Genomic DNA, 26,069 nt, shown 5'->3' with positions numbered 1-26,069 from the left:
CGTGAGCAAGGCACTTGTCGCCACCCAGGCCTCCGAGGCGCCCGCCTCGGGGGCTTCGGGGGCCCGTCAGTTCTGGCGGCGGCTGCGTGCGCAGCGGGCCGCCATGGTCGCGGCGGGGACCGTCGCACTGCTGGTCCTGGTCGCGCTCGCGGCGCCGCTGCTCACCGCGCTGGAGGGCCAGGACCCGACCACCTACCACTCCGCCCTGGTGGACTCGGCGCGCGGTGGCGTGCCGATCGGCTCCCTCAGCGGTATCAGCTCCGACCACTGGCTCGGCGTCGAACCCCAGACCGGACGGGACCTGTTCGCGCGGCTCGTCCACGGTGCCCGGGTCTCCCTGGGCGTCGCGCTGGCGGCGACCACCGTGCAGGTCGTCCTCGGTGTCGTCGTGGGCGTCACGGCCGCGCTCGGCAACCGCTGGGTCGATCAACTGCTGAGCAGGGCCACCGACATCATCGTGGCCATGCCGTTGATCATCATGGCTCTGGCGCTGCTGGCCGTCGTGCCCAGCGGTTTCCCCAGGCCGGTCCTGGTGTCCCTGATCATCGGCTTCGTCGCCTGGGGCACCATCGGCAAGATCGCGCGCGCGGCAACGCTCTCCCTCAAGAACCTCGACCATGTGGCCGCCGCGCGGCTCAGTGGCTGGAGCACCTGGCGGATCGCCCGCCGGGAGCTGTTGCCCGGCCTCGCCGCGCCGGTCATCACCTATGCCGCGCTCATGGTGCCGAGCAATATCGCCATCGAGGCCTCGCTGTCCTTTCTCGGCGTCGGGGTGAAGCCGCCGACGCCGTCCTGGGGACAGATGCTCACCTCCGCCAACGTCTGGTATCAGGCGGCCCCGCAGTATCTGCTGCTGCCGGCTGGCGCCCTGTTCGTGACCGTGCTCGCGCTCACGGTGCTCAGCGACGGTGTCCGCACGGCCCTCGACCCGCGCGCGGCCTCCCGGCTGCGTGTCGGCACGGGCCGCAGGCAGGAGGCGCAGGCGAACGCCGTGGCGGAGACGGCGAAGACGAACGCCGTGCAGGAGGCCGGGTCATGAGCGGCTTCGCCGGATTCGCGCTGCGTCGCACGGTCGGCGCGGTGATCACCCTGCTGGCCATCTCGGTGATCGTCTACATCGTCTTCTATGTCACTCCCGGGAACGTCGCCCACATCACCTGCGGCCCGCGCTGCTCGCCGGAACAGGTGCACCAGGTCGCCCGGCAGCTCAGGCTCGACGACCCGCTGTACGTGCGGTACTGGCACTTCCTGGAAGGTATCTTCGTCGGCCAGGACTACTCGACCGGCACGTCCGTCGGGCACTGCTCGGCGCCGTGCCTGGGACTCTCGTACCAGACCGACCAGCAGGTCACCCAGATCATCCTGGCCAAGCTGCCCGTCAGCCTGTCACTGGTGATCGGCGCGATGGTGCTCTGGCTGCTGCTGGGCGTCGGCACCGGCGTTCTCTCCGCCTGGCGGCGCGGCCGGTTCACCGAGCGCGCCCTGACCGGACTCACCCTGGCGGGCATCTCCACACCGGTCTTCGTCATCGGACTCGTACTGATGATCGTGGTCTGCGGGCAGCTGGAACTGCTGCCGTTCCCCGAGTACGTCCCCTTCACCGACGATCCCGAGCAATGGGCGTGGAACCTCGTACTGCCGTGGCTCACCCTCGCACTCGCCGAGGCGGCCTACTTCGCCCGGCTGACCCGGGCGTCGATGCTGGAGACGCTCGCCGAGGACCATGTCCGCACCTTCCGGGCCTACGGCGTCGGCGAGCGCTCGATCGTCGGCCGGCACGCGCTGCGCGGCGCGCTGGCGCCCGTCATCGCCCTGAACGCCAACGACCTCGGCAGTTCCGTGGGGGGAGCCGTGCTCATCGAGACCCTCTTCGGTCTCCCCGGCATCGGCCAGGAGCTGGTCCACGCCGTCACCGTGGTCGACCTGCCCGTCGTCGTCGGCATGGTCCTGGTCATCGGCTTCTTCGTGGTCCTCGCCAACGCCGCTGCGGATGTGCTGTACGCGCTGGCCGACCGAAGGGTGGTACTGACATGAGCCTGGTCCAAGTCACTGACTTGACCGTCGAGTTCGGCGATCTGCGGGCCGTCGACGGGCTCACCTTCGAGCTGGAGCGGGGCGCCGCCCTCGCGCTGGTCGGCGAGTCCGGCTCCGGAAAGTCCACGGTCGCCTCGGCCTTGCTCGGGCTGCACCGGGGCACGGGCGCGGGGGTCGGCGGCTCGATCGAGGTCGCCGGCACCGACGTCCAGCGGGCCTCCGACGAGGAACTGCGCAGGCTGCGTGGTGCGAAGGCGGCGATGGTCTTTCAGGACCCGCTGTCCTCGCTCGACCCGTACTACGCGATCGGCGACCAGATCGCCGAGGTCCATCGCGTACACACGGGCGGGTCACGACGGGCCGCACGCGCGCGTGCCGTGGAAGTCCTGGACCGGGTGGGCATCCCGGACGCCGCGCGCCGGTCCCGGTACCGGCCGCACGAATTCAGCGGCGGCATGCGCCAGCGCGCCCTGATCGCCATGGCCCTCGCCTGCGAGCCCCAGCTGCTGATCGCCGACGAACCCACCACCGCGCTCGATGTCACCGTCCAGGCCCAGATCCTCGACCTGCTGCACACGCTGCGCGAGGAGACAGGCATGGGCCTGCTGCTCGTCACGCACGACGTGGGGGTCGCCGCCGAGAGCGTCGACGAGGTGCTCGTCATGCGGCACGGGCGCATGGTCGAACAAGGTCCGGTCACCACCGTGCTCGGCACGCCCGCTCAGCCGTACACCCGCGAACTGCTCTCCGCCGTCCCGCGAATCGGTGCGGTGCGCACGCCCTCCGGGGCCACCGATGAGGTCGTCCTGGAGGCGGCCGGCCTGCGGCGTGCATTCGGGCGCGGCAAGCGGGCGTTCACCGCCGTGGACGACGTGTCGCTGACCGTCCGCCGGGGGGAGACCCTGGGCGTCGTCGGGGAGAGCGGCAGCGGCAAGACCACGCTCGGCCGGATGCTGGTCGGGCTGCTGGAGCCGACGGCGGGGGAGGTCCGTTACTGCGGGCACCCGCGCATCGGCGTTGATCCGGCCGTCCAGATGGTCTTTCAGGACCCCGTCTCCTCTCTCAACCCCCGCCGCAGTGTGGGCGAGTCCATCGCCGACCCGCTGCGCGCACGTGGCGAGAGGGACGAACGGCGCATCCGGGGGCGCGTGACCGAACTGATGGAGCGGGTGGGGCTCGACGGGGCGCACTACCACCGCTACCCGCACGAGTTCAGCGGCGGTCAGCGCCAGCGCGTGGGCATCGCACGGGCACTCGCGGCCGACCCGCGCGTCATCGTCTGCGACGAGCCGGTGTCCGCGCTGGACGTCACCACCCAGGCGCAGGTCGTCGCCCTGCTCGGCGAACTCCAGCGCGAACTCGGGCTGGCACTCGTCTTCGTAGCCCACGACCTCGCCGTCGTGCGCCAGGTGAGCGACCGGATCGCGGTGATGCGTGGCGGCCGGATCGTCGAGACGGGGCCTGCCGACGAGGTCTACGACCGCCCCGGTGACCCGTACACCAGGCAGCTCCTTGCCGCCGTACCCACACTCGACCCGGAGGCCGCGGCCCGGCGGCGGACGGATCGACGGAAACTGGCGTTGACGTGACGTCCCTGCCGATCCGGGCGTGCCGCCCCTCCCCCGGCTGATCGCTCAGCGCGACGTACACGGGAATGCCACGGCCGGCCGTTCACCCGTCCCGGTGGCGCGATGGACAAGCGTCCACCGCGCCACCGCGTCGCTCGTCGCCTTGGTACTGCCCGCTGCGCGGACGTGGCAGCAGATGAAATCGGTTGCGGCGGGAACCCTGAGTCCGCTGAAGATACGTCCATGGACGATGCAGAAGATGATGTGAGTCAGGCGATCGCGGGCGAGCTGCAGCTCATGGATCCTCGTGTCCGCGCCTCTCAGGAACTCGCCGCGCAGCTTCTCGACCCAGAGTTCGTGGAGGTCGGCGGGTCGGGGCGGCGATGGACTTATGAGGACATGCTCGCCGAACTGCCTCACCTTCTGGGCAGTTCGGCGGATGGTCTTCGATATGAACCTTCGGAGATCTCGGGAGTGCTGCTCGCTCCGGGCCTGGTACATCTGACCTTCGAGACCCTGCTCGGCGAACACAGGACCAGGCACAGTTCGATCTGGCGCAAGGGAGACCACGCCGCAGGCTGGCGGATGTACTACCACCAAGCCACGCGCGTGCCGCCCGAAGTGGATTAGGACTACCGGCACCAGTTGCTGCTGCGCTGCAACCGCGCCACCGGTGAACTCGCCTACTACCGCTGCTGATCCGCCCGGCTCGGTGTCCCTGGCCACACTGGTGCGGGTCGCCGGGTCGAGGTGGCGGGTAGAGGAGAGCTACCCATCCGAAAAGGGTTTGAGCGAGGCGGCGCCCCGCTGCTACTTTCGCGGTGGACCGTGAAGTCGTCGTTTTGGAGGTGAGCCCCGTGAACGCAGTTACCCGTGGGTGCTCCCTCAACCCGTCACGGTCCGGCGGCTGACGTTCGGTGTCGCCAGGAGCGCCTGAGATCGAGGCACTCCTGGAGGGAGACTCCGATGAACACAAAGCCTTTCGTATCTGGCCTGAGCGAGAACGCGGTGATGATCACGCGCGTCGCGGACAGGCAATGGCATGCACTGGATGACGACCTGGTGGTCGGCCGCGGGTACGCGCAGCACCGGCCCGACGGACGGCTGTTCGTCAGCATCGACGCCTGGCACGACGCCGCCTTCGACCGGCTCGCCGCGGCGATGCCGGCGGAACTGCCGGCGCCGCTGTACACGGTGGTCGACGAAGCCGACGTCGAGCTGACAGCTCGCTGGCGGCGAGCCGGTTTCACGATCCGGCGCCGTGAGTGGGAGTACGTCGTGCCGACCGACCCGCGAGTCACAGGGCTCGAAGACGTCCTGCCGCCTTCGGGCGTGACGATCGTGCCCGCCGGTCAGGCGGACGAGCGTCTACTGCGGGCGGTGGACCGCGCGATCCGTGACGAGGTCGAGGCGACCGTCGGATGGCAGTCGATGCCCGCGGAGGTAGTTCCCCGACCCGAAGGCGACACCGTCGTCGACCCGTCGAAGTACGCGGTGGCCGCGGCGCCGGATCACTACCTGGGTCTGATCCGAGTGGTGCCGATGTACCGGCCGCGCATCGGGCTCGTCGCGGTCCGGGCCGGCGAGCAGCGTCGCGGCATCGCGCGGGCGCTGCTGGCCCATGCATTGGGGGCACTGCACCGCTCCGGGTTCGCCACGGCCTGGACCGAAGTCCACGAGTCCAACCGAGCGGCCTCGGGACTGTTCGAGAGCATCGGCGCCCGGCCGCTGAGCAGCAACCTGGAGCTGGTGCGATGACCAAGAACAAGAATGTCATCGAAGTCGAGGGCAAGGTCGTCGAGTGCCTGCGCAGCGCCATGTTCACCGTGGAACTCGAGAACGGCCACCAGGTACTCGCGCATATCAGTGGGAAGATCCGCAAGAACTACATCAAGATCATGCTGGAAGACCGGGTGCTGGTGGAGCTCCCGCCGTACGACCTGACGCGCGGCCGGATCGTGTTCCGGTACCGGAACTAGCGGCGGTCGGCACCTTCCGCAGTAGCTGACCCTGGACCCCGGTCACGGCGCCTTCGTGACCGGGGCCCCGATGATCACGTCGCCCGTCGTCCCGACGCCCTGGCCGGCCAACGCCGGGAGTGCGCCGGGTCCACAGCAACGTCAGTGATCCGGCGCGGGCGGCCTCGCCGCAGGAACCTGCTCTGTCAGGGCCTTTCGGGCTTGCGGGCCAGGAGGCAGGCGTGCGGTCTCTTCACCCGTCCGCTTGGCTCCTGCTCCAATCGCGCAGTGACGACGAGTCCAGCCTGGCCCAGCAGGCCGACCAAGCGGTCCAGGGGCAGGAGGTGTGACCCGTAGGACACCGGACGGCCATAGCCGTGGGTCGGCTGCAGCCATTCATCGCCGACGTAGTCTCCCCAGAGCAGGAAGCCGCCGGGCGCGAGCGTGCGGTGGAATTCAGCGAACACCGCGGGCAGCCACTGCGGGGGCGTGTGGTGGGTGGAATACCAGGCCAGGATGCCGCCGAGTTCATCGTCCTCCATCTCAAGGGCGGTCATCGAGCCCTCGGTGAACCGCAGGTCCGGGTAGGCGTTGCGGGCCAGCTCGATCATCTTCGGTGACAGATCGACGCCGAAGGCGGACACCCCCAGCTCGGCGAGGTGCGCTGTGATGCGGCCGGGCCCGCACCCCAGGTCCGCGACGGGTCCCAGACCTGCTGTCCGCACGAGTTCAGCAAACCCCGCCAGCATCGCGCGGGACAGCGGGTCCATCTCCGCTGGAGGCGGGACGCGTTCGACGTAGTCGGCGGCGACTGTGTCGTACGACTCCCGGACAGCGGTCAGAAAGGAGGGCTCGGCCATGCGGGCGACCCTAGACCAGGGAACTGACAGACAGTGGCGCGGCCACCGCGTCTGGGCCTGATGTCCGCGAGCGGTGCCCTGGCCTTCTGAGGCTCGCCCGATCGGAACAGAACACCGCGTCAATGGCCGCAGGGTCTACCGCCACGGCCAAGTCCGCACCCCGCCCCCGGCCGTCCGGCCGTCGGCGGTTGAACCGCCTGATAGCGGCCGGACAGGCCGGATCAATCACTGTTCGATCCCTGAGCGCGGGTTCGCTCCGCCTTGGCTGACGGCCTACTGTCAGGCCGTCACAGGATCTGGATGGCGCGGACCTTCGGCGGGCGGTTCGGGAAGGTGATGTCGTGCCAGCGCTCGATCTTCACGGAATCGCCGTTGGCGTCGTAGTAGATCAGGTCGTTGTTACCTGTGGAGATCCGGTCGACCCACCACCCGCCGAAGTCGGTCTTCCCGGCGTTCGCGTAGCAGTCGACACTCTGGCGGCCGTTGAGGTGCGACCAGATCTTCAGGTAGTTCTCGCCGCCTACGCATTGAATGTGGTCGATAGCGAAGGCGGTACCGCTCGGTACAGCGACGGTGAACGCAGCCGCTGCGGAAAGTGCCATGGCCAGGGAACCGACAGTTCTCTTGCCCTTCGAAATCACAGGTTCTCCTTTACACGAAGCCCAGCGCACGGCCTGGCTGTGTGGGTGATATCGCGCCACGACTGGACAGGGCGCTTCGTTGGTGCCGGGAATCGGCCCGGGGCCGATCTTGTTGCCAGGCCCTCGGCAGGCGCAGTAGGCAGAACCATGTCGCCGGTTTTCAACCCGATCGGACGCAGACGAACCCTTTTCCTAGAGGACGGCCTGCTCAGAGTTCGCGAAATGGCACTCAAACGGTGTCTCACGCGGCACTTGGCATTGGGGCATCATGAGCGGCCGTTCCGAGGCTCAGGGCATCCCACTGGCTGTCGGCGACCGTGTGGCAGGTCGCAAGCCGCCGGTAGGATCAGTGCTCTCATGGGGAGTGCGATGCGAACATCAGGGTGGGGCGGCGAGGGGCAGAAGTACGCGCTGACCTCGAGCGATGACGACGCTGACTTCTGGGGCTTTGCTCGCGAGGCCGATGGGTTGTTCACGCCGCTGCCGGATGAAGAGGGAGCACGCCGGGTGCATCTCGCGGGCTGTCTCCCGCAAGGTGGCCTAGTCAAAAGCGCTGAACGCATCGGTAGCCGTCGCGCCCGGCGGGCAACGCCTGGTTCGCGATTCTGGATGCCGACGGTGACACCATGGGGTCCTACTTTGTCAACGATGTCACCGTCGTCGGTGTCGAGCCTTCCGCCCGTGGCGCCGGCCTCGTCGACCTCACGGTGACGCTGTGGTGCGAGAACGCCCTGCCCGGAGCGGAACGAGTGTGGGATCTGGTCCGCACGGGTCGCCTGGACCACACCGGCATCTGGCATGAACTTGCGCCCGAGGACAGAGACGCGTGGCTGTCGGTGGCGCTGTGGTCCCGGGAGTACCAACGCCAGGGAAAGCCCGATGCTCCCGCAGGTCAGGTGTTCACCTTGGACGGCCGGCACATCGTTGACAGGACCAGCTTCTACTGCGCGATCGGTGAGGCCATCAACGGGCCCGGCGGATACTTCGGCTGGAACCTTGACGCTCTGAGGGACTGCCTGAGGGGCGGCTGGGGCGCCACTGCTCCGTTCTCCTTGCGCTGGGATTCCTCGGCCGAGACCAGAACACGGTTGGCAGAGCGCGTGCCCATCGGCGATCGCGACGTTTCGCTGTTCGACCTGCTCCTGGAGATCTTCGAAGAACGGGGCGTAAGCGTCATCCTTCATTGACTGCCGGTCGCTTCCAAGCAACGGTCGGCCCGGGGAAGGCCATTCGACCTTGGGTGCGATGATCCGGTTGAGACGGGTGAACTGTGCAGCCGTGTAGGAGCGGTAACCGGTGGCGGGGTCGACATGGTCCGGGCGCAGCAGGCCGGTTGCGTCGTAGTGACGCCCTCAAACCATCAGGCTGTCATTGAGTGGAGTTGGCCGAACTCGCCGGCGAGCATGCCCATCATGACGACATCGCGGTGGCGACCGGCGAGGAACGCATGCTCGCGAAGGCGGCCCTCCTCGATGAACCCGAGGCGACGATGAAGAGCCAGCGATGCCTCGTTGTGTGCGAAGATCCGCACTTGGCATTTGTGGTAACGCTGCTCGGCGAACATGAAGCGCAACAGCAGCACCGCGGCCTCCGCCGCGTGGCCCTTGCGGCGATGTTCGGCACCGATCGTGACGCCGTACTCGAACCAGCCCATACGCGCGTCGGCATGGTGCGAGCCGACGGCACCGACTATTTCCCCGGTGTCAAGGGATTCGACTGCGAGCTGGAAACGGCCGCTGTCAGGCTTGGCGGCCGCCTGCTCCTTCGCCCAGACCCGGTAACTCTCGGCGGAGCGGGGCGGGTGCAACAGGTCGCCCAGCCGCTCCTCGTCCTGGGCGAAACGCATCAACGCAGGCGCGTCGTCGGGCTCAATACCGCGCAGACGGATGCGTTTACCCACCCAAAACGATGTCATCCCGTATTCGATCATTTCCGGCTCCTCAAGTCCAGACCGTCGAGACGTCTCACGCCGTGACCGGCAGTTCCTTGCATGTCTTTCAACAGAACACCGCTGCCCGCGCGTTCTACGAGCGCCACGGTTTCACCGTTCTCGACGCCAGCGAAGGTGATCGCAACATGGAGAACCTGCCCGACATGACACTTCGCTGGACACCGATCGGCACGCGGTAAGCCGTGCCACCCTGACGAGTCGAGGGCCTACGCCGCGTTGGCCGGGTAGCGTCCGCCCAGAGCCAGCAAGGTGCCGCCCGTCAGCCGGCGATCCCTTCGATGACCAGTCGGAGAAGTCTCTCGGGCCTCTCCTGGTCGCCGCTCTCGCTCGCCGTCGCCAAGGCGCCCACCAGGGCGAGCAGATCGGAGATCCGCAGGTCCCCGCGTACCTCTTCGCTCCGGACAGCCGCTTCCAGCAGTGCGCTACCGGCCTCGGTGACCGCCGCCTGGCATACGGCGACCAGGGTGTCGTCCTCCTGCGTGCCGGTGTTCAGCGCGGCGCCCAGTCCTCGGTGGGCACTGACGTGGTCGATGTAGGCCCGGATCCAGTCGATCAGTGCGTCGCGTGGATTCGGCTCAGCGCGCAGTCGCTCGGCCAGCTCGCACAACGTCTCCACCTCGCCGACGCATACCGCCACCAGAAGGTCGCGCCGGGTCGGAAAGTGCCTGTAGAGCGTCGCGTTGCCGACGCCGGCCCGTCGCGCGATCACGTCCAGGGGGGCGTCGGGGCCTTCCGCGGTGAAAACCTCCTCCGCGGCGGCGACCAGCGCCTCGTAATTGCGCCGGGCGTCGGCACGTACCGGCGGGCGGGCGAGTTGCCTCGGGGTGATCACGGACAGTCCTCGTTTGACGAAGTGGGGAGTTCCCCGTTAGCTTACCAGGAGAGAACCGGGGAACTCCCCGGATTGATTCACCAGGAGGCGCGACCACCGTGATGAAGTTGCTCAGCTACCTGAAGAAGCGGGACGGCATCACCAGCGAGGCGTTCAAGGAGTACTACGAGACCAACCACATCCCGCTCATCCTGAGCCTCGCTCCGTCACCCATCGTGTACAAGCGGCACTACCTGATACGCGGCGACGCGTTCAACATCCAGGAGGACGAGATCGACTTCGACGTGGTGACCGAGATGGGCTGGGAGGACCGCGACGCCTTCCAGGCGTGGATGACGGCCGTCATGTCCGACGAGCGGGTGAGCATCGATGAGGCGCAGTTCCTCGACCGGACCCGGACCCGTGCGGTCCTGATCGACGACCGGGTGACGGCGGGCTGAACCCGTAGGTCCCGGCAGTCCCTCTCAAGGTGACTGCCGGGGCTTTCCGTCCAGCAGCCGAAGGGTCTCGCCCGCTTCCGCCGGCGGCGTCAGCTCTCCGCCCCTGTCCGCTCCGGAGCCGGTCCGCCGGGGGCGTTGCGGTACTCGGTGTAGGTGTACGGGTTGTCGAGGACCTTCGACTCGGGGATGTCCGGCTGCATGCCGGCGATCCACTCCTGCTCGCCCAGCGCGCTGCGAAGGTGTTCCACCGTGCCCTCGACCGTCTGACGCGCCCGGGACAGGTCGATGCCGACCAGGCGGCCGCCGTACTTCACGACCCGGCCGTCGACCAGCACGGTGTGGACATCACCGCGCTGAGCCTGGAACACGACATGGCCGTAGGGGTTGACGATCGGAAACATGGCGGGAGACTCGTCGTTCTTGATCAGTACGATGTCCGCGCGCTTCCCCGGCTCGAGGCTGCCGACGACGCCGTCGAGCCCCAGTGCCCGGGCACCGCCGCGGGTGGCGTACTCCACGACGTGCTCGGCGCGCAGCCCGATATGGGTGACGGTGTCGCCCCGTGCGTGCGCCTCCAGATGCTCCCGGGTGCGGTCGGAGGACAGGGTCGCGCGCATCGCGGCGAACGGGTCGGCGCTCCACCACACGCTGGTGTCGACCGAGAGCGAGATCGGGATGCCGTGTCGCCGCAGCGCCCAACTCGAGGGGTAGCCCTGACCGCAGGAGGCCTCGCTCTCGGCCGACACCGAGGCGTGGCCGCCCGTGGCCGCGATCCGCTGATAGGAGTCGTCGGAGAGGGTCGCGGCGTGGACATAGACGGTCTCCTCGGTCATGAACCCGTGTTCGTGCATGAGGCGGATGCCGTTGTCGTTGGTCGCGCCCCACACTCCGGCGTGGGTGGTGACCGGTGCGCCGAGCTCACGGGCGGCCTCGAATGCCGTCTTCTCGGGGAACTCCGGGTCTCCGGTGACGTCGAAGGCGAGCTGAAGACCGAGCATGTCGGTGCGCGGCATGCGGCGCTCGACGAAGCTGAGGAAATCGGCCGAGGTGCTCCACTCCCAGGGTGCGCTGTGGATGTTGCCGTAGCCGAACACAAATCGGCCGGGCACCTCCTCGAGGGCATCCACCGCGGCATCGGCGTGGTCGATCGTGGACAGACCGTGCGACCAGTCGACGCTGGTGGTCACGCCGGAGTCGAGCGCTTCGATCGCCGAGAGCAGATTGCCGGCGTAGCAGTCCTCGGGGCGGAACTTCTTGCCGTGTTCGAGATAGTTCCATACGAAATACTGAGTGAGTGTCCAGTCCGCGCCGTACCCGCGCAGGGCGGTCTGCCACATATGGCGATGTGTGTCGATCATGCCTGGCAGCAGGATTCCACCGGACGCGTCGATCTCGGCGGTTCCCTCGGGCACCTCGAGGTTGTGCCCGACTGCCTCGATCGTGGGTCCGACGACGAGCACATCGCCGGAGTGCAGGACCGTATGTGCGTCGTCCATCGTGAGGACCAGCCCCCGGCGGAACACGACGGCGGGTGCGGCGCCGGGCGTCGCGAAGGGTGCGGTCGGGCTGCTGGGGTCTGACATGCCGGTCTCTCCGTTTCTGCAGGCGGCTTGGGCCGGGGCCCTGCTCGGTTGGCGGTCGGGGTCGGCCGGGGGCGAAGGGCGGTTTCTCCTCGGCCAAGGGCCGGGCGGTACGAGAGGGGAAGGGGCGGTCGGTGGGCCCGTCACGTGTTCGGGTCTCCTTGAGGTCCCGCTTCTGATCGGTCGGGCGGTCGGACGGGCTCGGTGGTGTGGCCGCGGAGGGCACGACGCCGGTTGAGCAACGGCGGTACGGCGGCGACGACTCCGAGAGCGATGGCCGCCGGAGCGCCCCAGACTCCCGCGTCCGGCAGCCCCGCGACATGGTCGAGGGAGAACTGCCCGGGCCCGGCGATCGCGAGGCAAGCGGCTGTTCCGGCATAGGTCACGGGGACCTCGCAGCCGCCGAGGTGCGCCCAGAGGCCGTTGCCGGCGTTCGGAGCGGCGGCCACGATCATCGTTCCGATCACGATCGCGCAGCCGACCCGGGTGAGCAGACCGGTCGCGAGGAGTGTGCCGCCGAGGAGTTCGCAGGTGGCGGCCAGGGCCACTTGGCGACGGCCGGGGCGGAACCCCCAAGACTCGAACACCTCGGCGGTCTTCTCGAATCCTGTGCCGCGGAACCAGCCGACGCTCTTCTGCAGGGCGTGGCCGGCGAGCAACCCGGCCAGCAGCAGCCGAAGTGCGAGCAGCCCCGCGTCGATCTCATCCATCGTCGTCCTCCGTCAAGGTCGCCGGGTCCACGAAGACGGCGTTCCTCTCGACCATGAGATAGGTGTCCATTCCGACGGGCATGCGCAGTTCCTCGGCGAGTTGGCCGAGGAGCCCGGCGGCGCGGGCGAACAGGGCGAAGCCGCGCAGCAGTTGCGGAGGCAGTCCCAGATCGGCGAGCGCCGCACCGACCGCACCGGCGCCGTTGAGGACGAGTCGCCGGCCGAGGACTTCCTCGTGGACCCTGCCGATCGCCTCGAACAGCGCCAGGTGGGGGCCGTAGCAGCCCTCCTCATGGGCGATGTTGATCAGGGCCGGGGTGCGCGGGTCGAGTTCCTTGTGGACCGGGTGGCCGAGCCCCGGAATGATCCGCCTCTCGGTCCGCTCACGCCGTACCACGGTCCTGGCCGTGTCGTCCCAGCCCAGGTCGTCGGTCGGCTGCTCGGGGAGTTCCGTCACGGTGGTGGCGAGGAACTGGCCGCAGTCCTCGGTCACTCCGAGGAACCGTGAACCGCCGCCCAGCAGGCCTGCGGCCATCGCGCCCTGGACCGAGTCCGGGGCGGAGAGATACGTCAGCCGCGCCGCGATCGCGGTCGGGGTGAACCCGTGGTCCGCGAGCGCCAGCAGGCAGGCGTCGAGCATCCGGACCTGGCCGGGGCTGGGCACTCGAAGGGTCACCATCCGGTGGACCAGTTCGGTCAGGCTGACCTTTCCCATCAGGTCGCGGGCCAGGTCCTCACCGAGGAGCGTGATCGTCGAGGTGGTCGACATTCCCAGCGAGGTCGGGAAGCGCGGCTCGTTCATCGGCGGGCTGCCCGCTGCCGTGTGCGGTCGTCATATGTCCCGGTCCGGGTACGGCCGGGCAGGCCGCCGACCGCACGGCCCCGCGGGCGGATGGCGTCCATGCCCGGTGCGGCGACACCCGGGTGATCGACAGGGATGAGTGGCCGGCCGTGTGTACCCATGGCGTTCCCCAAGCTGTACGGACAGGTGTCCGGCAGCATAGGGACCCTCTGAGGTTGCATCAAGAGCCTTGGATATACGGGCTATTACAGGAACGCACCCTTGACGCGGTGACGCGGTCGGAGTCAAGGTGACACAGGAGGCCGCAATGCGGACGACTGTCCGCCAAGGGTGGGGACGGGAGTCCGGCCCGCCTCAGGAGGGCTCGGAGGCGCCTTCGGGCAAGGAGGTCCCATGGCGAAGGTCGTGGCCGTGCTGGCCACCACGCACCACCCGTTCTTCTACCGGACCAGCAACCTGCCCGCCGAGGAACGTCCGGAGTACGCGGACGCATGGGTGCGCAAGGTGGAGGCCTACCGGGCGACACTGGAGCGGGCCCGTCCGGACCTGCTGGTGATGGTGGGCTCGGACCACTTCCACCAGTTGTGGCTGGACAACATGCCGCAGTTCCTCGTAGGCAAGGCACCGATGTACGACGCCAACTTCTACAACGAGGAGCGGGAGTTCGGCCTGCCGCGCATGTCACTCAAGGGGCATGAGGAGCTGTCCGCCCATGTGCTGCGCGAGGGGCTGGACCGCGGATTCGACCTGGCGTTCAGCAACGAACTGCGGATCGACCACAGCATCACCTGCCCGATCATCACGGTGCGGCCCCAGAACGATCTGCCCATCGTGCCGATCTACACCAATATCTTCGCCCCGCCGCTCCCCCGGCCCGAGCGTTTCGTGCAACTGGGGCGCACCATCAGGGAGATCATCAACTCCTGGCGGGGAGACCTCAGGGTCGCGGTGATCGGCAGCGGCCATCTGTCCCTCGAACTGGGCGGTCCGCGCCAGTTCGGACCGCACGGCCCCGACCCCGAGTTCGATCGACGGGCCATCGGGTGGATCTCCTCCGGTGACATCGAGGGCGCCCTGGCCGGGGTCAGCCTGGACAGCCTGTGGGAGCCGGGCAACGCCACCCATGGCTTCCTGGACTTCCTGCTGATGATGGGCGTGGCCGGCGAACGCAAGGCCGACTACGCGGACAGCCTCGATCTGTTTCACACCATGGAGGCCTACTTCACCTGGTACCCGAACGGAGTGCCGGCATGAGCAAGTACCTGCTGGACAAGTTTCTGTACACCGTCGACCGCGACCCGGAACTCGTCAAGGCCTACAAGGAGGACCCGGCCGCCCTGGTCGCCCGCTGGGAGGCCGACCATATGACGCGGCTGACCGGTGTCGACGCCGACCGCACGACCTGGCTCGCGTTCACGGAACGGGAGCGCACCGCTCTGATCGAGCACGATCATGTGACGCTTTTCGAGCTCGGTGCGCACCCCTTCCTCACCCTCACGCTGTGGATCGGGCTGTTCGAGCAGGACTACGACGAACCACTGGCCATGCAGCGCGAGTACGCCGCCCGCCTCGCGCACTTCTCGCTCCCGTACCCGGACATCAGCACCTGAACTGTGGTCGCCATCGCTCTGCCCGCTTGTGCCCCACGCCTGCTTCCCGGCCCCTGTACATCAAGGAGTGGCTCGTAAACGGGGTGCGTTGGGCGGACGGAGCGCACACCCCCGCTGCGCGGCTCCACTCCGGGGATACGTTCCCTCCCCGCCCTGAAGGGCGGGGCTTCCACGCAAGGAGATTCCGATGACCGGCTCCGAGTCCGCCCGCACCGGCCCGCTGTCCGGCCTGGTGGTGGCGGACTTCTCCAGAGTGCTGGCGGGCCCCTATGCGACCATGCTGCTGGCGGACCTGGGCGCCGAAGTGATCAAGGTGGAGAGTCCCGGCGGGGACGACACCCGCACCTGGTCGCCCCCGGTGCGCGACGGCGTCTCCACCTACTATCTGGCGGTCAACCGCAACAAGCGTTCCATCGTGCTGGATCTCAAGGACCCGGACGATCTGGCCACGGCCCAGGAACTGGCCGCGCGTGCCGATGTCGTGATCGAGAACTTCAAGCCCGGCGGCCTGCGCCGGTTCGGCCTGGACCACGACAGTGTCCGCGCCCACAACGCGGATGTGGTCTACGCCTCGATCAGCGGTTTCGGCACCGGGGCCGGAGCATCCCTGCCCGGTTACGATCTGCTGGTGCAGGCCATGTCCGGGCTGATGAGTTTGACGGGCGAGCCGGAGGGCCGTCCCTACCGTGCCGGTATCTCGGTGTTCGACGTGATGACCGGCATGCACGCGGCGATCGGCATCCTGTCCGCGCTGCACCACCGCGCCCGCACCGGGCAGGGTCAGCACATCGAGGTCGACCTCCTCTCCTCCGCCCTGTCCACCCTGGTCAACCACACCTCCGCCTATGTGGCCGGCGGTACCGTGCCGCTCCGCATGGGCAACGCCCATCCCAGCCTCTTTCCCTACGAACCGCTGCCCACCGCCGACCGGGAACTGATCGTCATCGCTGGCAACGACGGCCAGTTCCGCAGGCTCTGTGCCGTCCTGGGCCTCGAGGAACTGGTGGACGACCCGCGGTTTCTGCACAACGAGCACCGCACCGCCAACCGGGAGCAGTTGCGTCCCCATCTGGTCCGCGCGCTCAAGCAGCGCGGTGCGGACGAGTGGTTCGAGCTGCTGACTGGGGCGGGGTTGCCGGCCGGTCCTATCAACACCGTCAAGGACGGTGTCGAATTGGCCGAGCGTCTGGGGCTGGACCCCGTGGTGCGGGTGGGCGAGGGCGGCGACATGGTGCCCTCGATCCGCAACCCGATCACCTTCTCCGCCACCCCCGCCTCGTATCTCCTGGCGCCGCCCCGGCTGGGCCAGCACACCGAACAGATCCGCGCCTGGCTCGCCGCACGCCCCTCGCCCGCCGGACCTGACGATTCCACGGGACCCACCGGCTGAACTCGTCGAGCTGCTTCCCTGCGGTTCCGCGAACGACCGTGCTCCATCGGCCAGATGTACGCATGGCGGACCGCATGGATCTCCACGCCCGGCGGCGGGGGAAGCTGCCTTCTGGTCCCCGGCCGCGGTGCGCGGATGGCTGTCCGTTCATGGAACCATGGGACCCGAGCCCGACAAGCCGGGCCGGGCGTTTCCACCTACGGAGGCACGAACATGGCAGGACGGGGCAGCAGCCCGGACTTCGTCGAAGCTCTGGCCAGGGGGCTGGACGTGCTGACCTGCTTCGACGCACGCCGCCCGCGGATGAGCCTGACCGACATCGCCACGGCGGCCGGCCTGGCCCGCCCCACCGCCCGGCGACTGCTGCTCACCCTGGAAGAGCTCGGCTATGTGCGCGGTGCGGACGGTGACTTCGCGCTCACCCCCAAGGTGATGCGTCTGGGTATCGCCTACGCCTCCTCACTGGGCCTGTGGGATGTCGCGCGCCCCCATCTGGCCGACCTGGTCGCCGCCACCCATGAGTCGTCCTCCATGGCTCAACTCGACGGTTCCGACATCGTGTATGTGGCCCGCGTCGCCGTTCCCAAGATCATCGCTCTGCGGGTCGACATCGGTACCCGCTTCCCGGCACTGCGTACCTCTCAGGGCAAGGTGCTGCTCGCGGCCCTGGAACCCGGACGGCTGGAGGAGGTTCTCGCCGAACCCAGCCGCTCCGGTCTTCCCCCGTTCGTCCCGAACGATCCCGACGATGTGGCCAAGGAACTGATGACCGTGCGCGCTCGCGGCTGGGCCCTGGCCGACGAGGAACTCGCCCCCGGCGTACGCTCCGTGGCCGTCCCCGTGCGCGACGGCAACGGCACGGTGCAGGCGGCGATGAACGTCACGGTCCACGCGGCCGAGACCAGCATGGAGACGCTGCTCGACCGGCATCTGCCGAGACTGCTGCGTGCCGCAAGCGACATCAGCGGCGACTGGGCCCTGTGGCAGCAGCGTCCTCATGCCGAACACGGACCCGACGGCGAGCTTCGGCCGGCAGCCGGGGGGCGGTGACGCTCAAGTGCACGTCGCCGGGCGTACGTCCGCGTCCAGCGGTCCTGTCGCGGACTCGGATGCTGCCCGGTCGGCACGGCGAACTGTGCGACGAAGCGCGTCGTCCGTGAACGGTCAGGGAATCAGCAGGGACCGGAGCCGCTCGGCGAGACCGTACGAGTCGAGTTCCAGGGCACGGACTTCACCGATCAGCTCGCGCCAGACCTCGAACTTCGTGTCCACGCGCTTCCCGTGCATCTCCAGGTACGCGATGGCCAGGCCGTAGCCGAACAGCTCGTTACGGGCCGGGAGCGGGCGCAGCACCACGCACTCCTCCAGGAACACCGCCGCCCGCCAGAATGCGTCCGGCTGGTGCTGGTCATGGCGGGGTGGGTCGACCTTGTGGCGGGCGGCCATGCCGACGAGGACGGAGAAGTCGTTGACGGTCAGGTCGTCTGGCAGGAGCTCTTCCTGTCGTTCCAGGAACCACCGGTAGTCGACGAAGTACTCGGGCACAGGTCAGGCCGCCCGCGGGGCGTGCTTGGCCGTCGGGTTGCCGAACTCGGCGTCGAATGCCGCGACGGTCGCCGGGTCGCCGGTCACGCGGCGGAATGCCTCGGCGCCCGCCGCCAGCGCCCGCTCGCGCTGCTTCTCCTCGGCCACCAGGGCGAGGTAGGTCTCCAGAGGGAGCCCAGCTTCGTCCGCCAGGGCCTGCAGAGTGGCCCTGGTGGTGTCGTCGATCTCGATGCCAGCCATGCCTTGAGTATGCCGCGCGGCACCACGCCAGGGCCACCCAGTCTGAGATTTGGCTCTGACCTGGCCTTTTACGCTTCGCGAGGGTGCCGGTGTGAGAGGGGGAGGTGCCTGACCGTTGCCGATCAGGCACCTCCCCCGTGGATGCCCACCCTGGTGCGAGTCCTCTGCTACTGCAGTACTGCCTTCATCACGCTGCGGGCGATGGGAGCACCGAGACGGCCGCCGGAGATGTCCTGGCGGGAGATGTCCATATCGGTGGGGTCGATGAACACGGCGACGGCAACCGAGGCGCCGTCGGGCTTCTTGCCGTAGGAGACGAACCAGCCGTAAGGCACTTCATCGGCAACGTTCACGCCTCGCTGTGCGGTGCCCGTCTTGCCGCCGACGATGATGCCGTCGATCAGCGCGCGCTGGGCGCTGCCTTCCTTGGCGGTGTGTTCCATCATCTGCTGCACCTTCCGGGCGGTGTCGGCGGAGACGGCCTGGCTCATGACGGCCGGCTTCGTCTTCTCCAGGGTGCTCAGGTCCGGTGCGCGGATCTCGTCGACGATGTAGGGCTGCATGAGTGTGCCGTCGTTGGCCAGCGCCGCGGTGACCACGGCCATCTGCATGGGGGTGCTGGTGAGGCTTCCTTGGCCCATGCCGGTCAGAGCGGTTCCCGGCTTGTCCAGGTCCTGCGGATAGATGCTCTTGGTGGCGAGCAGGTCTCCGAAGTCCGGCGAGTAGACGTCCTCGTTGAACCCGAACTTCTCCGCCGTCTCACGCATCCGGTCCTGCCCCAGCTTGGCGGCGGCGTCGAGGAAGACGTTGTTGCAGGAGTACTGCATCGCGGTCTTCATGGAAGCGTTGCCGCAGACCGCGTCGCCGGCCTCGCTGCCGATCCGGTTCGTCGACTGGGGCAGCGGGTAGGGGGACACCGCCCCGCTCGGGGCGTCGATGTCCGTGACCACGCCGTGCTCCAGAGCCGCGGCAGCCGTGAGGATCTTGAACGTGGATCCGGGCGGATAGGTCTCGCGCAGCGGCCGGTTCGCCAGCGGCTTGCGCTTGTCCTTGTCCAGGGCCAGGAACTTGTCGGACTCCTTGAAGGTGTTGCCCGCGAACACCGACGGATCGTAGGACGGCGCGGACGCCAGGGCCAGCACCTTCCCGGTCTTCGGATCCAGAGCGACCACAGCCCCCCGCGCGCCCTTCAGACCGGTCAGCCCCTCATAGGCCGCCTTCTGCGCCCGCGGGTCGATCGTGGTCACCACGGCCCCTGTGCCACGGTCCTTGCCCGTCACCACGTTCAAGAAGTGCTGGAACGCCAGCCGGTCGTCCTGTCCTGACAGGATGCCGTCATACGTCTTCTCCAGCAACGACATGCCCTGTGCCTGCGACGCGAAGCCGGTCACCGGCGCGTACATCGGACCGTTGACATAGCTGCGCTTGTACTTCAACTCCCGGCCCGCTACCGCCTCGGACCCGGTCACCGCCTGGCCACCGACGATGATGTCACCCCGCGGGGAGGCGAACCGTTCGATCTGCACACGGCGATTATTGGCGTCCGACGCCAACTCGTCGGCGACCCCGTACTGCAGCCAGTTCGCCCGTATCAGCAAGGCCAGCATCAGCAAGCCGCAGAAGACTGCGATCGCCCGCAAAGGCCGATTCATGACGGACCTCCCACTGCGAGCCCGGGCATGGTGGCCGTGGTCGACCGAGCGATTAACAGGCAGAGCCCGACGGACATGAGGATTGGTAGCGCCATGCGAGCACCCTAACCCGACGCTTCGCACATATTTTCGGAGCCCCCTGACGTCGCACCCGGACCGCGAAGTCGTCGGTGAGCCGTACCTTGAGGATATGAGGGTGCGGGCCTACCGACGGTCGCAGGAAGGGTTCCGCTTCCAGCTCCAGGAGAAGCTGGAAGCGGAGGTTCAAGCTCGCTCTCCGGTGCCGCCGGCCTGCAGACGTTCTGTGATCATCTCTCGCCAGAGTGCGTTGAGGGTGGCATAGACACTCTGCTGGGCGTCGATCGCCGCGTCGCACTCCACACCTTCATACATCGAGGCGTCGGGGTTTTCCGCGTCGAAGCCATGGGCCACATAGGAACCACCGTTACCGTGTGTCAGGTCGAGCTCTTCCATGCCGAGGTACCAGTCGTCCTCGCCACTGAGCTGCGCCGTGACGCAGCAGGCCCCGACACCGACATCCAGTTTGTCCACGTCGATCTCGCGCTCCCAGCCGGGGCGCTTCTCGTCCAACAGTGTCGCGCCTTTGAGGACGCGTGCCCTGTAGTCGATCGTCATGGGTTCCCTTTCGCCGAGTTCACCGGCGGCGAGGCCCGTGCCGGCGTCGCCGCAGCCCGATGCTGTCATCACCTGGGGCGCGGGCGCATGTCGATGGGACGCCCTAGCCCGCCAACTGCGGGTACAGCGCGGTCAGTTCTCCGGACAGCCCCGCCTTCACACGGTGTGTGATCTCGTCGGCCAGCACCTCGTGAGCGCCCGTCTCGATCCCGTCGAGAGCGAGGACGGCGACATCGCGGGGGCGGGACTTGGGCGCGTCCACGCGCGCGGCCATATCGGTGTCGATGTATCCGACATGCAGCCCCGTGACCGCGATTCCACGCGGGCGGAGCTCCAGGCGCAGGGAGTTGGTCTGCGACCAGAGTGCCGCCTTGGAGGCGCTGTAGGAGCCGGCGACACCCAGCCAGGAGAGCACGGAGTGGACGTTCAGGATGTGCCCGCCGCCGTTGCGCTCGATGATCGGGGCGAAGGCACGGGTGACCAGGAGCGGACCGTAGAAGTTGGTCTCGAAGTCGCCGCGTATGTCCTTGAGTTCGGCGTCCAGGAACGAGGTGGCCCCGTGCGAGACGCCCGCGTTGTTGATCAGGACCGTGACGTCGCCCGCCTGTTCGGCCGCGACGGCCACCGACTCGGGGCTGGTGACCTCCAGGCCGAGCGGTACGGCGTCAGGGTGGGTCACCGTGCGCGGGTCGCGAGCCGTGGCATACACCTTGGCGGCGCCTCGCTCGTACAGCTCCTCCACCAGGGCCTTGCCCAGGCCGCGGCTGCCGCCTGTGACGAGCACCACGGCGTTCTTGATCGACGTCATGTTCTTCCCCATCTCGGAAACCGATCGGTTTCCAATAAAGTAAACCGATCGGTTTCCGGGTGCAAGTGGAAGGTGAGCGGGGTCGCTCAGGAGCATGGCCAGGCCGACAAGACCCCGTGACGGCATGCCGAGGCAGGCCCGCGGGAGGGAAGTGGATCGATTACGGCCCTGTGGGGAACGCACGGCGCATGGCCGCCTGTGCGGTGCGGGCCGTCACGGGAGACAGGTGACTTATGCGGCCGAGAGTGCCGATGTCACAGTCACAGATATGGGGTCAGCGCACTCCGGCCGCGTCGAGCAGGGCGGCCAGCGTGGGCTCCAGAAGGCCGGCCAGGTCGTCGGCCTTGATGCCTGCCCGTGCACTGGCGCCGTCGAAGACCAGGGCGAGTTGCCGGGCCAGCAGGTCGGGGTCGCTCGCTCCTCCGGACGCCGCCTCCGTACGGAAGAAGTCGATCAGCTGCTCCTTCACCCGGCGCGCCACGCGGCTCGCAGGGTGATCCTCGTCCTTGAGCTCGACCTGGACGGCGAGATACGGGCACCCCCGGTACTCCTGCACCCCCGCCTGCGCCTCGACCTGCCGGAAGACGTCAAGGATCCGCTCGCGCGGCGAACGTCCGCTGTCCGGTGGCGGCAGGAACAGGGCGGCGAACCGCGTGGCACGGCTCTCCAGGCTCGCCGCCAGCAGTGCGTCCTTGCTCTCGAAGAGCTGATACATGGACCGCTTGGAGACGCCGGCCGCCTTGCAGAGCGCGTCGACGCCCACGCCCACACCCTCGCGGTAGGCGAGGGCGGCCGCCGTATCCAGCAGCCGCTGCCGGGGGCCCGACTTCACCTCTGTGGTCATACAGAGAGGTTAACCCCGTTTCCGCCATGGAGACCGGTCGGTTTACCTGCGGCCACTACATCCACGTCGCCCCCCCGTCTTGTGACCAGGAAGGTTCACCGGGGTGAGCTCTGCGGAATGATCGCGTCATGAGTGAGATCGTGTTGATGTCGGACCCGAAGGTCGCTGCCATACCCGTTGCGGAGTGCGGTGAACGTCTCGTGGACGTGCGCCGCGGCGGCTTGTTATCGGTCGATGCGCGCAAGCAGGATCCGGCAGGCGCCTTCATGTACCTGCGGGAAAGCGTGTTGGAGCGGCTGCTCAAGGCCCAGGCGATGCTTCCGTCGCACCTGCGGCTGCTGTTCGTCGAGGGGTACCGGCCTCCCGCCCTCCAGCGGGAGTACTTCGAGGAGTACGCCGGTCAGCTACGCGCCATCCACCCCGATCGGTCCGCCGAGCAGATCCGCTCGGCAGCCAGCCGGTATGTGTCACCGCCCGAGATCGCTCCGCACAGCGCGGGGGCGGCCGTCGATCTCACTCTGGCCGACGTCGAGGGGCGCGAGCTGGACATGGGCACACGGATGAACGCCGACCCGGAGGAGAGCGAGGGCGCCTGCTACACCGATGCCGCCAACATCAGCGAGGAGGCCCGCGCCAACCGGAGGCTGCTGGGCACTGTCCTCACGGCGGCGGGACTGGTGAACTACCCCACGGAGTGGTGGCACTGGTCCTTCGGGGACCGCTACTGGGCCCTGATCACAGGGAAAGCCAAGGCCCTCTACGGCCCAATGGAGATCAACTCCGGCGGCTGACGGCGTCGCACACCGCCCAGCCGAATACCGGGTCTGCCCGGTAGACCGCGCAGGACGCTCGGCTGGGAAACTCCAGCCGAGCGTCTCAACGGACTGCGCGCGGCTCGGGACTCACCGCGGTGTTGCAGCGACTCCAGGGATTCGCCGGAGCCGAGTGCGGGCCCGGGGTACGCCAGGTCAGCAGCCGCCGCAGTTGTAGTAGACGACGTCCCAGTGGTTGCCCTCGTCGGTGTACACGTTGCCGGCACCGGACGTCCACATCTGGTAACCGTCGCTACGCAGACCGGAGTAGCTGAAGTAGGCCTTGATGTAGTTGGTCAGGCAGGTGACCTTGCCGAAGTCGAGCTTGTAGCCGTTCCAGTGCGAGTAGGTGCCGCTGGCATGGCCGGTCTCCGTGCCGCCGGTGATGTTGAGCGCGCAGCCGCTCGAGTTCTTCAGGGTGACAGCGCCCTGGGCGGTGGTCAGGTTGAGCTGGTCGAACGACGTACAGGTGGAGACGTTGCGGTTCGTGCAACCGCCGGACGAGGACCAGGTGATGCCGGCGCTGCGGAACATGCTCTCCGCCTGAGCCTGGGTCATCTTGGTCGCGGCGTACGCGTGGTTCGACGAGGCCAGGCCGACACCGGGTGCGAAGAGCACCGTCAGGACGAGGGCCAGAATGCCGGCCACGACCCGGGCGCGCGGCTGCAGCCGGTGGCGAAACTGAGCGACGGAACTGTTCATATGAGTTCTCCTGCTGATGCCGAGTGAGTTCTGCTGTGCAGGTGGCGCAGGAGGGAGTGTGGCCGACTCTACGCGCGTTTTCCAGTAGGTGTACGTGTACACGCCAAGAATGAACGGTGACCGAAGCGCCCCCGGACCGCTACTGCCGCCCCATCCCTGCGGCAACCGGGGCGTCCGACTGTGGTAACACACCGGGCCCTGATGGAAGTCGACGGATTCCCTGTGCTGCCCGAGGAGGGGAACTAGGATCTGCCCATGCCGGAGATCGCACTCACCGCGGGAACAATCTCCTACGACGACACCGGTGGTGACGGACCGGTCGTGGTCCTCCTGCACGGCCTGGTCCATGACGCCACCGTCTGGCGCGACGTCACCGCCGGGCTCCGTGCCGGCCACCGGGTGATCGCGCCCACGCTGCCCTACGGCTCCCATCACGTCCCCATGAACAAGCCACCCACCCCGGACCTCGTCATCGACCTGATCGTGGAGTTCCTCGAGCGGCTCGACCTGAGGGACGTCACCCTGGTGGAGAGCGACTGCGGCCGGGCCCAGACGGTCGCCGCCCAGCACCCCGAGCGGCTGGCCCGGCTGGTGCTGATCTCCTGCGAGGCCTTCGACAACTATCCGCCCGGCCTGCCCGGCAAGATGATCGGCGCGGCCTGCCGGGTGCCCGGCGCTCTGCCTCTCATGGTCCGCGTCCTGGGATTCAAGCCACTGCGCCGGCTGCCCGTCGGTATCGGCGCCCTCACCAAGCGCCCCGTACCGGACGAGATCGTCGACCGCTGGCTGCGCCCCCTGCGCACCGACCCGGCGATCCGGCGCGACTTCCGCCACTACAACACGCACATCCGCAGGAGCGAACTGCTCGAAGCGGCCGAAGGGCTGCGGAAGTTCGACAAGCCGGCGCTCGTCGCCTGGGCCACCGAGGACCTGATGATGCCCCGCGCCCACGGCCGCTCCCTGGCCGAACTCCTCCCGCAGGGACAGCTGGTGGAGATCGAGGACTCGCGGACCCTGATCGCCGAGGACCGGCCGGAGCGACTGGTCGAGGTCCTGAAGGAATTCATCAGCCGGACGTGACCGTGCCGTGCGGGAGGCACCGGGCCGACGGGGCTCGGCCCGGTGTGGTCCGCCGGTGGCACCGGCTCAGGCGGTCGCCGGGTAGTCGGGCAGTGCGAGTGACGAGTGCGCCGCTCGTCCCTGCTCCGCGCCCGCCGTCGCCATCGCCTCCTGCGCGGCCTGGGGGTCGCGCAGGAGGGCGTTGCGGGCGTCCAGTTGCTCCCGGGTGGTCGGAGTGACCATCGTGCCGCCGCTGGTGGCCAGCGCCTGGTTGCGTTCCGCGAAGGGGCGCATCCGGTGTTCGTAGGCCGCGAAGGCCTCGGCGTGGTCCGTGTGGCCGGCGAGTTCTCCGGCGAGGACATAGGCGCCGACGAGGGCCACGCTGGATCCCTGGCCGGAGAGGAACGAGGTGGCGTGCGCGGCGTCGCCGGCCAGGACGACGCGGCCGTGGGACCAGGCGGGCAGGTGGATCTGGCTCACGATGTCGAAGAAGAGGTCGTCGGCCTCCCCCATCGCCTCCACCAGGCGCGGCACATGCCAGACCTGTTCCGGAAAGTGGGCGGCGACCAGGTCGCGCTGGGCCCGCGGGTCACGGAACGCGTCGAAGGGCGGGGTCTCGCGGGTGAAGGTGAGGAAGCCGTGCACCGGGGCGGAGGGTTCGTGGGCGTAGAGGACGGCGCCGCGTCCCGGTTCGCTCCAGATGACGGCCTCATGGGCGAGCCCGAACTCGTTCGGCAGGGTGAAGCCGGCGAAGACATGGCCGAGGTAGCGGTGGAAGGGCTCCTCTGGACCGAGGGCCAGCCGGCGCGTGTTGGAATGCAGTCCGTCGGCGCCGACCACGAGGTCGAAGGTGCGGCGCGTGCCGCTGTCGAAGACGATGTGGACGGTGTCCCCGTCGTCGTCCAACGTCGCGATCGAGTCGTCGAAGAGGAACTCGACCCGGTCCCGCAGCGGTGTGTACAGCGCGTCGGCCAGGTCTCCGCGCCGGACTTCGAGATCGAGACCCGCCTCTCCCCCGGTCAGTTGCTCGGGCCGCAGGGAGCCGACCGTCTCGCCGGCCGCATCCAGGAAGGTGATCCGCTGGCTGTCGACGTGCGCCTCGCGCAGGCGCGGCAGCAGGCCCATGCGGTCCACGACGTCGCGGGCCGTGCCGCGTATGTCGATCGCGTACCCGCCCCCGCGCACGGCGGCGGCCTTCTCGACGACCGTCACCTCGAAGCCGTACCGGTCGAGCCAGTAGGCGAGGGCGGGGCCCGAGATGCTCGCTCCGGAGATGAGTACGCGGCGCCGGGTGGCGGGAGAAGAAGGGGGCGGGGGAGGCATCTGGTTCACGGTGTTCCGTCCCTTGTCCGTCGTACGCGCCCTGCGACCTGCACAGATGCGTACCTTAGGTAT

The 26,069-nt window shown here is 68.4% G+C and carries 29 protein-coding genes and 3 pseudogenes; 16 read left to right on the top strand and 16 right to left on the bottom strand.

Going from position 1 to position 26,069, the window contains the following annotated elements; genetic code table 11:
• The first annotated feature begins 1 nt into the window (after window position 1).
• From CP978_RS34160 to infA, 7 genes and pseudogenes are all read left to right on the top strand, one after another.
• A complete protein-coding gene (locus CP978_RS34160; RefSeq protein WP_043447577.1) occupies window positions 2–1,039 on the top strand; it encodes an ABC transporter permease in 1,038 nt (345 codons plus the stop codon).
• A complete protein-coding gene (locus CP978_RS34155; protein WP_043447575.1) occupies window positions 1,036–2,034 on the top strand; it encodes an ABC transporter permease in 999 nt (332 codons plus the stop codon). The genes CP978_RS34160 and CP978_RS34155 overlap by 4 nt, the downstream gene beginning before the upstream one ends.
• Window positions 2,031–3,623, top strand: coding sequence for a dipeptide ABC transporter ATP-binding protein (locus CP978_RS34150; protein ID WP_043447573.1), 1,593 nt, complete (start codon window positions 2,031–2,033; stop codon window positions 3,621–3,623). The genes CP978_RS34155 and CP978_RS34150 overlap by 4 nt, the downstream gene beginning before the upstream one ends.
• 222 nt (window positions 3,624–3,845) lie before the next feature.
• Window positions 3,846–4,232, top strand: coding sequence for a nuclear transport factor 2 family protein (locus tag CP978_RS34145; RefSeq protein WP_079162454.1), 387 nt, complete (start codon window positions 3,846–3,848; stop codon window positions 4,230–4,232).
• 12 nt (window positions 4,233–4,244) lie between these two features.
• A pseudogene (locus tag CP978_RS34140) lies at window positions 4,245–4,395 on the top strand (IS701 family transposase); the annotation flags it as partial.
• 173 nt (window positions 4,396–4,568) lie between these two features.
• Complete coding sequence (locus tag CP978_RS34135; protein WP_043447566.1) at window positions 4,569–5,360, top strand: GNAT family N-acetyltransferase; 792 nt, start codon at window positions 4,569–4,571, stop codon at window positions 5,358–5,360.
• Complete coding sequence (infA, locus tag CP978_RS34130; RefSeq protein ID WP_010981942.1) at window positions 5,357–5,581, top strand: translation initiation factor IF-1; 225 nt, start codon at window positions 5,357–5,359, stop codon at window positions 5,579–5,581. Before CP978_RS34135 ends, infA begins: the two co-directional genes overlap by 4 nt.
• 185 nt (window positions 5,582–5,766) lie before the next feature.
• Here the strand turns inward: infA and CP978_RS34125 are convergent, their stop codons facing one another.
• Both CP978_RS34125 and CP978_RS34120 read right to left on the bottom strand, forming a co-directional pair.
• Window positions 5,767–6,420, bottom strand: a complete 654-nt coding sequence (locus tag CP978_RS34125) for a class I SAM-dependent methyltransferase (RefSeq protein ID WP_043447563.1) — start codon at window positions 6,418–6,420, stop codon at window positions 5,767–5,769.
• Window positions 6,421–6,707: 287 nt separating this feature from the next.
• A complete protein-coding gene (locus tag CP978_RS34120; RefSeq protein ID WP_043447560.1) occupies window positions 6,708–7,061 on the bottom strand; it encodes a beta/gamma crystallin domain-containing protein in 354 nt (117 codons plus the stop codon).
• A 626-nt stretch (window positions 7,062–7,687) separates the two neighbouring features.
• On the opposite strand from CP978_RS34120, the gene CP978_RS34115 reads away from it, so the two are divergent.
• A complete protein-coding gene (locus CP978_RS34115) occupies window positions 7,688–8,248 on the top strand; it encodes a barstar family protein (protein WP_227745591.1) in 561 nt (186 codons plus the stop codon).
• A gap of 48 nt (window positions 8,249–8,296) precedes the next feature.
• On the opposite strand, the pseudogene CP978_RS35980 reads toward CP978_RS34115, so the two are convergent.
• Window positions 8,297–8,410, bottom strand: a pseudogene (locus CP978_RS35980) (MerR family transcriptional regulator); the annotation flags it as partial.
• An 11-nt stretch (window positions 8,411–8,421) separates the two neighbouring features.
• On the bottom strand, window positions 8,422–8,991 hold the full coding sequence (locus CP978_RS34105) for a GNAT family N-acetyltransferase (protein WP_311775060.1): 570 nt from the start codon (window positions 8,989–8,991) through the stop codon (window positions 8,422–8,424).
• Between the two features lie 35 nt (window positions 8,992–9,026).
• On the opposite strand from CP978_RS34105, the pseudogene CP978_RS34100 reads away from it, so the two are divergent.
• Window positions 9,027–9,191: pseudogene (locus CP978_RS34100) on the top strand (GNAT family N-acetyltransferase); the annotation flags it as partial.
• A gap of 80 nt (window positions 9,192–9,271) precedes the next feature.
• Here CP978_RS34100 and CP978_RS34095 read toward each other — a convergent pair.
• The gene (locus CP978_RS34095; RefSeq protein WP_043447554.1) at window positions 9,272–9,844 is read right to left on the bottom strand and encodes a TetR/AcrR family transcriptional regulator; all 573 of its coding nucleotides are present in this window, start codon (window positions 9,842–9,844) and stop codon (window positions 9,272–9,274) included.
• A gap of 101 nt (window positions 9,845–9,945) precedes the next feature.
• Between CP978_RS34095 and CP978_RS34090 the strand changes: the two genes are divergently transcribed.
• Window positions 9,946–10,284, top strand: a complete 339-nt coding sequence (locus CP978_RS34090) for an EthD domain-containing protein (protein ID WP_043447551.1) — start codon at window positions 9,946–9,948, stop codon at window positions 10,282–10,284.
• Between the two features lie 89 nt (window positions 10,285–10,373).
• Here the strand turns inward: CP978_RS34090 and CP978_RS34085 are convergent, their stop codons facing one another.
• The 3 genes from CP978_RS34085 to CP978_RS34075 form a co-directional block, all read right to left on the bottom strand.
• Window positions 10,374–11,867, bottom strand: a complete 1,494-nt coding sequence (locus tag CP978_RS34085; RefSeq protein WP_052454472.1) for an amidohydrolase family protein — start codon at window positions 11,865–11,867, stop codon at window positions 10,374–10,376.
• 140 nt (window positions 11,868–12,007) lie between these two features.
• On the bottom strand, window positions 12,008–12,574 hold the full coding sequence (locus CP978_RS34080; protein ID WP_221501033.1) for a DoxX family protein: 567 nt from the start codon (window positions 12,572–12,574) through the stop codon (window positions 12,008–12,010).
• Window positions 12,567–13,376 (bottom strand): citryl-CoA lyase, encoded by an 810-nt coding sequence (locus tag CP978_RS34075; RefSeq protein WP_043447549.1) that lies wholly within the window; start codon window positions 13,374–13,376, stop codon window positions 12,567–12,569. Before CP978_RS34075 ends, CP978_RS34080 begins: the two co-directional genes overlap by 8 nt.
• Window positions 13,377–13,769: 393 nt before the next feature.
• On the opposite strand from CP978_RS34075, the gene CP978_RS34070 reads away from it, so the two are divergent.
• The 4 genes from CP978_RS34070 to CP978_RS34055 all read left to right on the top strand — a co-directional run bounded on the left by CP978_RS34070 (window position 13,770) and on the right by CP978_RS34055 (window position 17,426).
• Window positions 13,770–14,630 (top strand): DODA-type extradiol aromatic ring-opening family dioxygenase, encoded by an 861-nt coding sequence (locus CP978_RS34070; protein ID WP_043447547.1) that lies wholly within the window; start codon window positions 13,770–13,772, stop codon window positions 14,628–14,630.
• Entirely contained in the window at window positions 14,627–14,986 is a 360-nt protein-coding gene (locus CP978_RS34065; RefSeq protein ID WP_043447544.1) for a hypothetical protein, read from the top strand. The genes CP978_RS34070 and CP978_RS34065 overlap by 4 nt, the downstream gene beginning before the upstream one ends.
• Window positions 14,987–15,173: 187 nt before the next feature.
• Window positions 15,174–16,376: a CaiB/BaiF CoA transferase family protein gene (locus CP978_RS34060; protein ID WP_043447542.1), complete on the top strand. Its 1,203-nt coding sequence runs from the start codon at window positions 15,174–15,176 to the stop codon at window positions 16,374–16,376.
• A 213-nt stretch (window positions 16,377–16,589) separates the two neighbouring features.
• Entirely contained in the window at window positions 16,590–17,426 is an 837-nt protein-coding gene (locus tag CP978_RS34055) for an IclR family transcriptional regulator domain-containing protein (protein ID WP_043447540.1), read from the top strand.
• 114 nt (window positions 17,427–17,540) lie between these two features.
• Here the strand turns inward: CP978_RS34055 and CP978_RS34050 are convergent, their stop codons facing one another.
• From CP978_RS34050 to CP978_RS34025, 6 genes are all read right to left on the bottom strand, one after another.
• On the bottom strand, window positions 17,541–17,921 hold the full coding sequence (locus tag CP978_RS34050) for a hypothetical protein (RefSeq protein WP_043447537.1): 381 nt from the start codon (window positions 17,919–17,921) through the stop codon (window positions 17,541–17,543).
• A gap of 3 nt (window positions 17,922–17,924) precedes the next feature.
• A complete protein-coding gene (locus tag CP978_RS34045) occupies window positions 17,925–18,161 on the bottom strand; it encodes a hypothetical protein (protein WP_043447535.1) in 237 nt (78 codons plus the stop codon).
• A gap of 167 nt (window positions 18,162–18,328) precedes the next feature.
• Complete coding sequence (locus CP978_RS34040) at window positions 18,329–19,813, bottom strand: peptidoglycan D,D-transpeptidase FtsI family protein (protein WP_043447530.1); 1,485 nt, start codon at window positions 19,811–19,813, stop codon at window positions 18,329–18,331.
• 264 nt (window positions 19,814–20,077) lie between these two features.
• Entirely contained in the window at window positions 20,078–20,449 is a 372-nt protein-coding gene (locus CP978_RS34035) for a hypothetical protein (RefSeq protein WP_144401530.1), read from the bottom strand.
• 103 nt (window positions 20,450–20,552) lie between these two features.
• On the bottom strand, window positions 20,553–21,257 hold the full coding sequence (locus CP978_RS34030) for an SDR family oxidoreductase (RefSeq protein WP_043447522.1): 705 nt from the start codon (window positions 21,255–21,257) through the stop codon (window positions 20,553–20,555).
• Between the two features lie 274 nt (window positions 21,258–21,531).
• Complete coding sequence (locus tag CP978_RS34025) at window positions 21,532–22,101, bottom strand: TetR/AcrR family transcriptional regulator (RefSeq protein ID WP_043447517.1); 570 nt, start codon at window positions 22,099–22,101, stop codon at window positions 21,532–21,534.
• 128 nt (window positions 22,102–22,229) lie between these two features.
• Here CP978_RS34025 and CP978_RS34020 point away from each other — a divergent pair, with 128 nt between their 5' ends.
• Window positions 22,230–22,892, top strand: coding sequence for a M15 family metallopeptidase (locus CP978_RS34020; RefSeq protein ID WP_043447513.1), 663 nt, complete (start codon window positions 22,230–22,232; stop codon window positions 22,890–22,892).
• A gap of 177 nt (window positions 22,893–23,069) precedes the next feature.
• Here CP978_RS34020 and CP978_RS34015 read toward each other — a convergent pair whose 3' ends face one another.
• Window positions 23,070–23,615 (bottom strand): hypothetical protein, encoded by a 546-nt coding sequence (locus CP978_RS34015; protein WP_227745590.1) that lies wholly within the window; start codon window positions 23,613–23,615, stop codon window positions 23,070–23,072.
• Between the two features lie 255 nt (window positions 23,616–23,870).
• Between CP978_RS34015 and CP978_RS34010 the strand changes: the two genes are divergently transcribed.
• Window positions 23,871–24,695: an alpha/beta fold hydrolase gene (locus CP978_RS34010; RefSeq protein ID WP_043447509.1), complete on the top strand. Its 825-nt coding sequence runs from the start codon at window positions 23,871–23,873 to the stop codon at window positions 24,693–24,695.
• Between the two features lie 66 nt (window positions 24,696–24,761).
• Here the strand turns inward: CP978_RS34010 and CP978_RS34005 are convergent, their stop codons facing one another.
• The gene (locus CP978_RS34005) at window positions 24,762–25,997 is read right to left on the bottom strand and encodes an FAD-dependent monooxygenase (RefSeq protein ID WP_043450294.1); all 1,236 of its coding nucleotides are present in this window, start codon (window positions 25,995–25,997) and stop codon (window positions 24,762–24,764) included.
• Window positions 25,998–26,069 lie beyond the last annotated feature (72 nt).

The sequence above is a fragment of the Streptomyces nodosus genome (assembly GCF_008704995.1).
GTDB lineage: Bacteria > Actinomycetota > Actinomycetes > Streptomycetales > Streptomycetaceae > Streptomyces > Streptomyces nodosus.
This window is presented reverse-complemented; position numbering and strand designations above follow the sequence as displayed.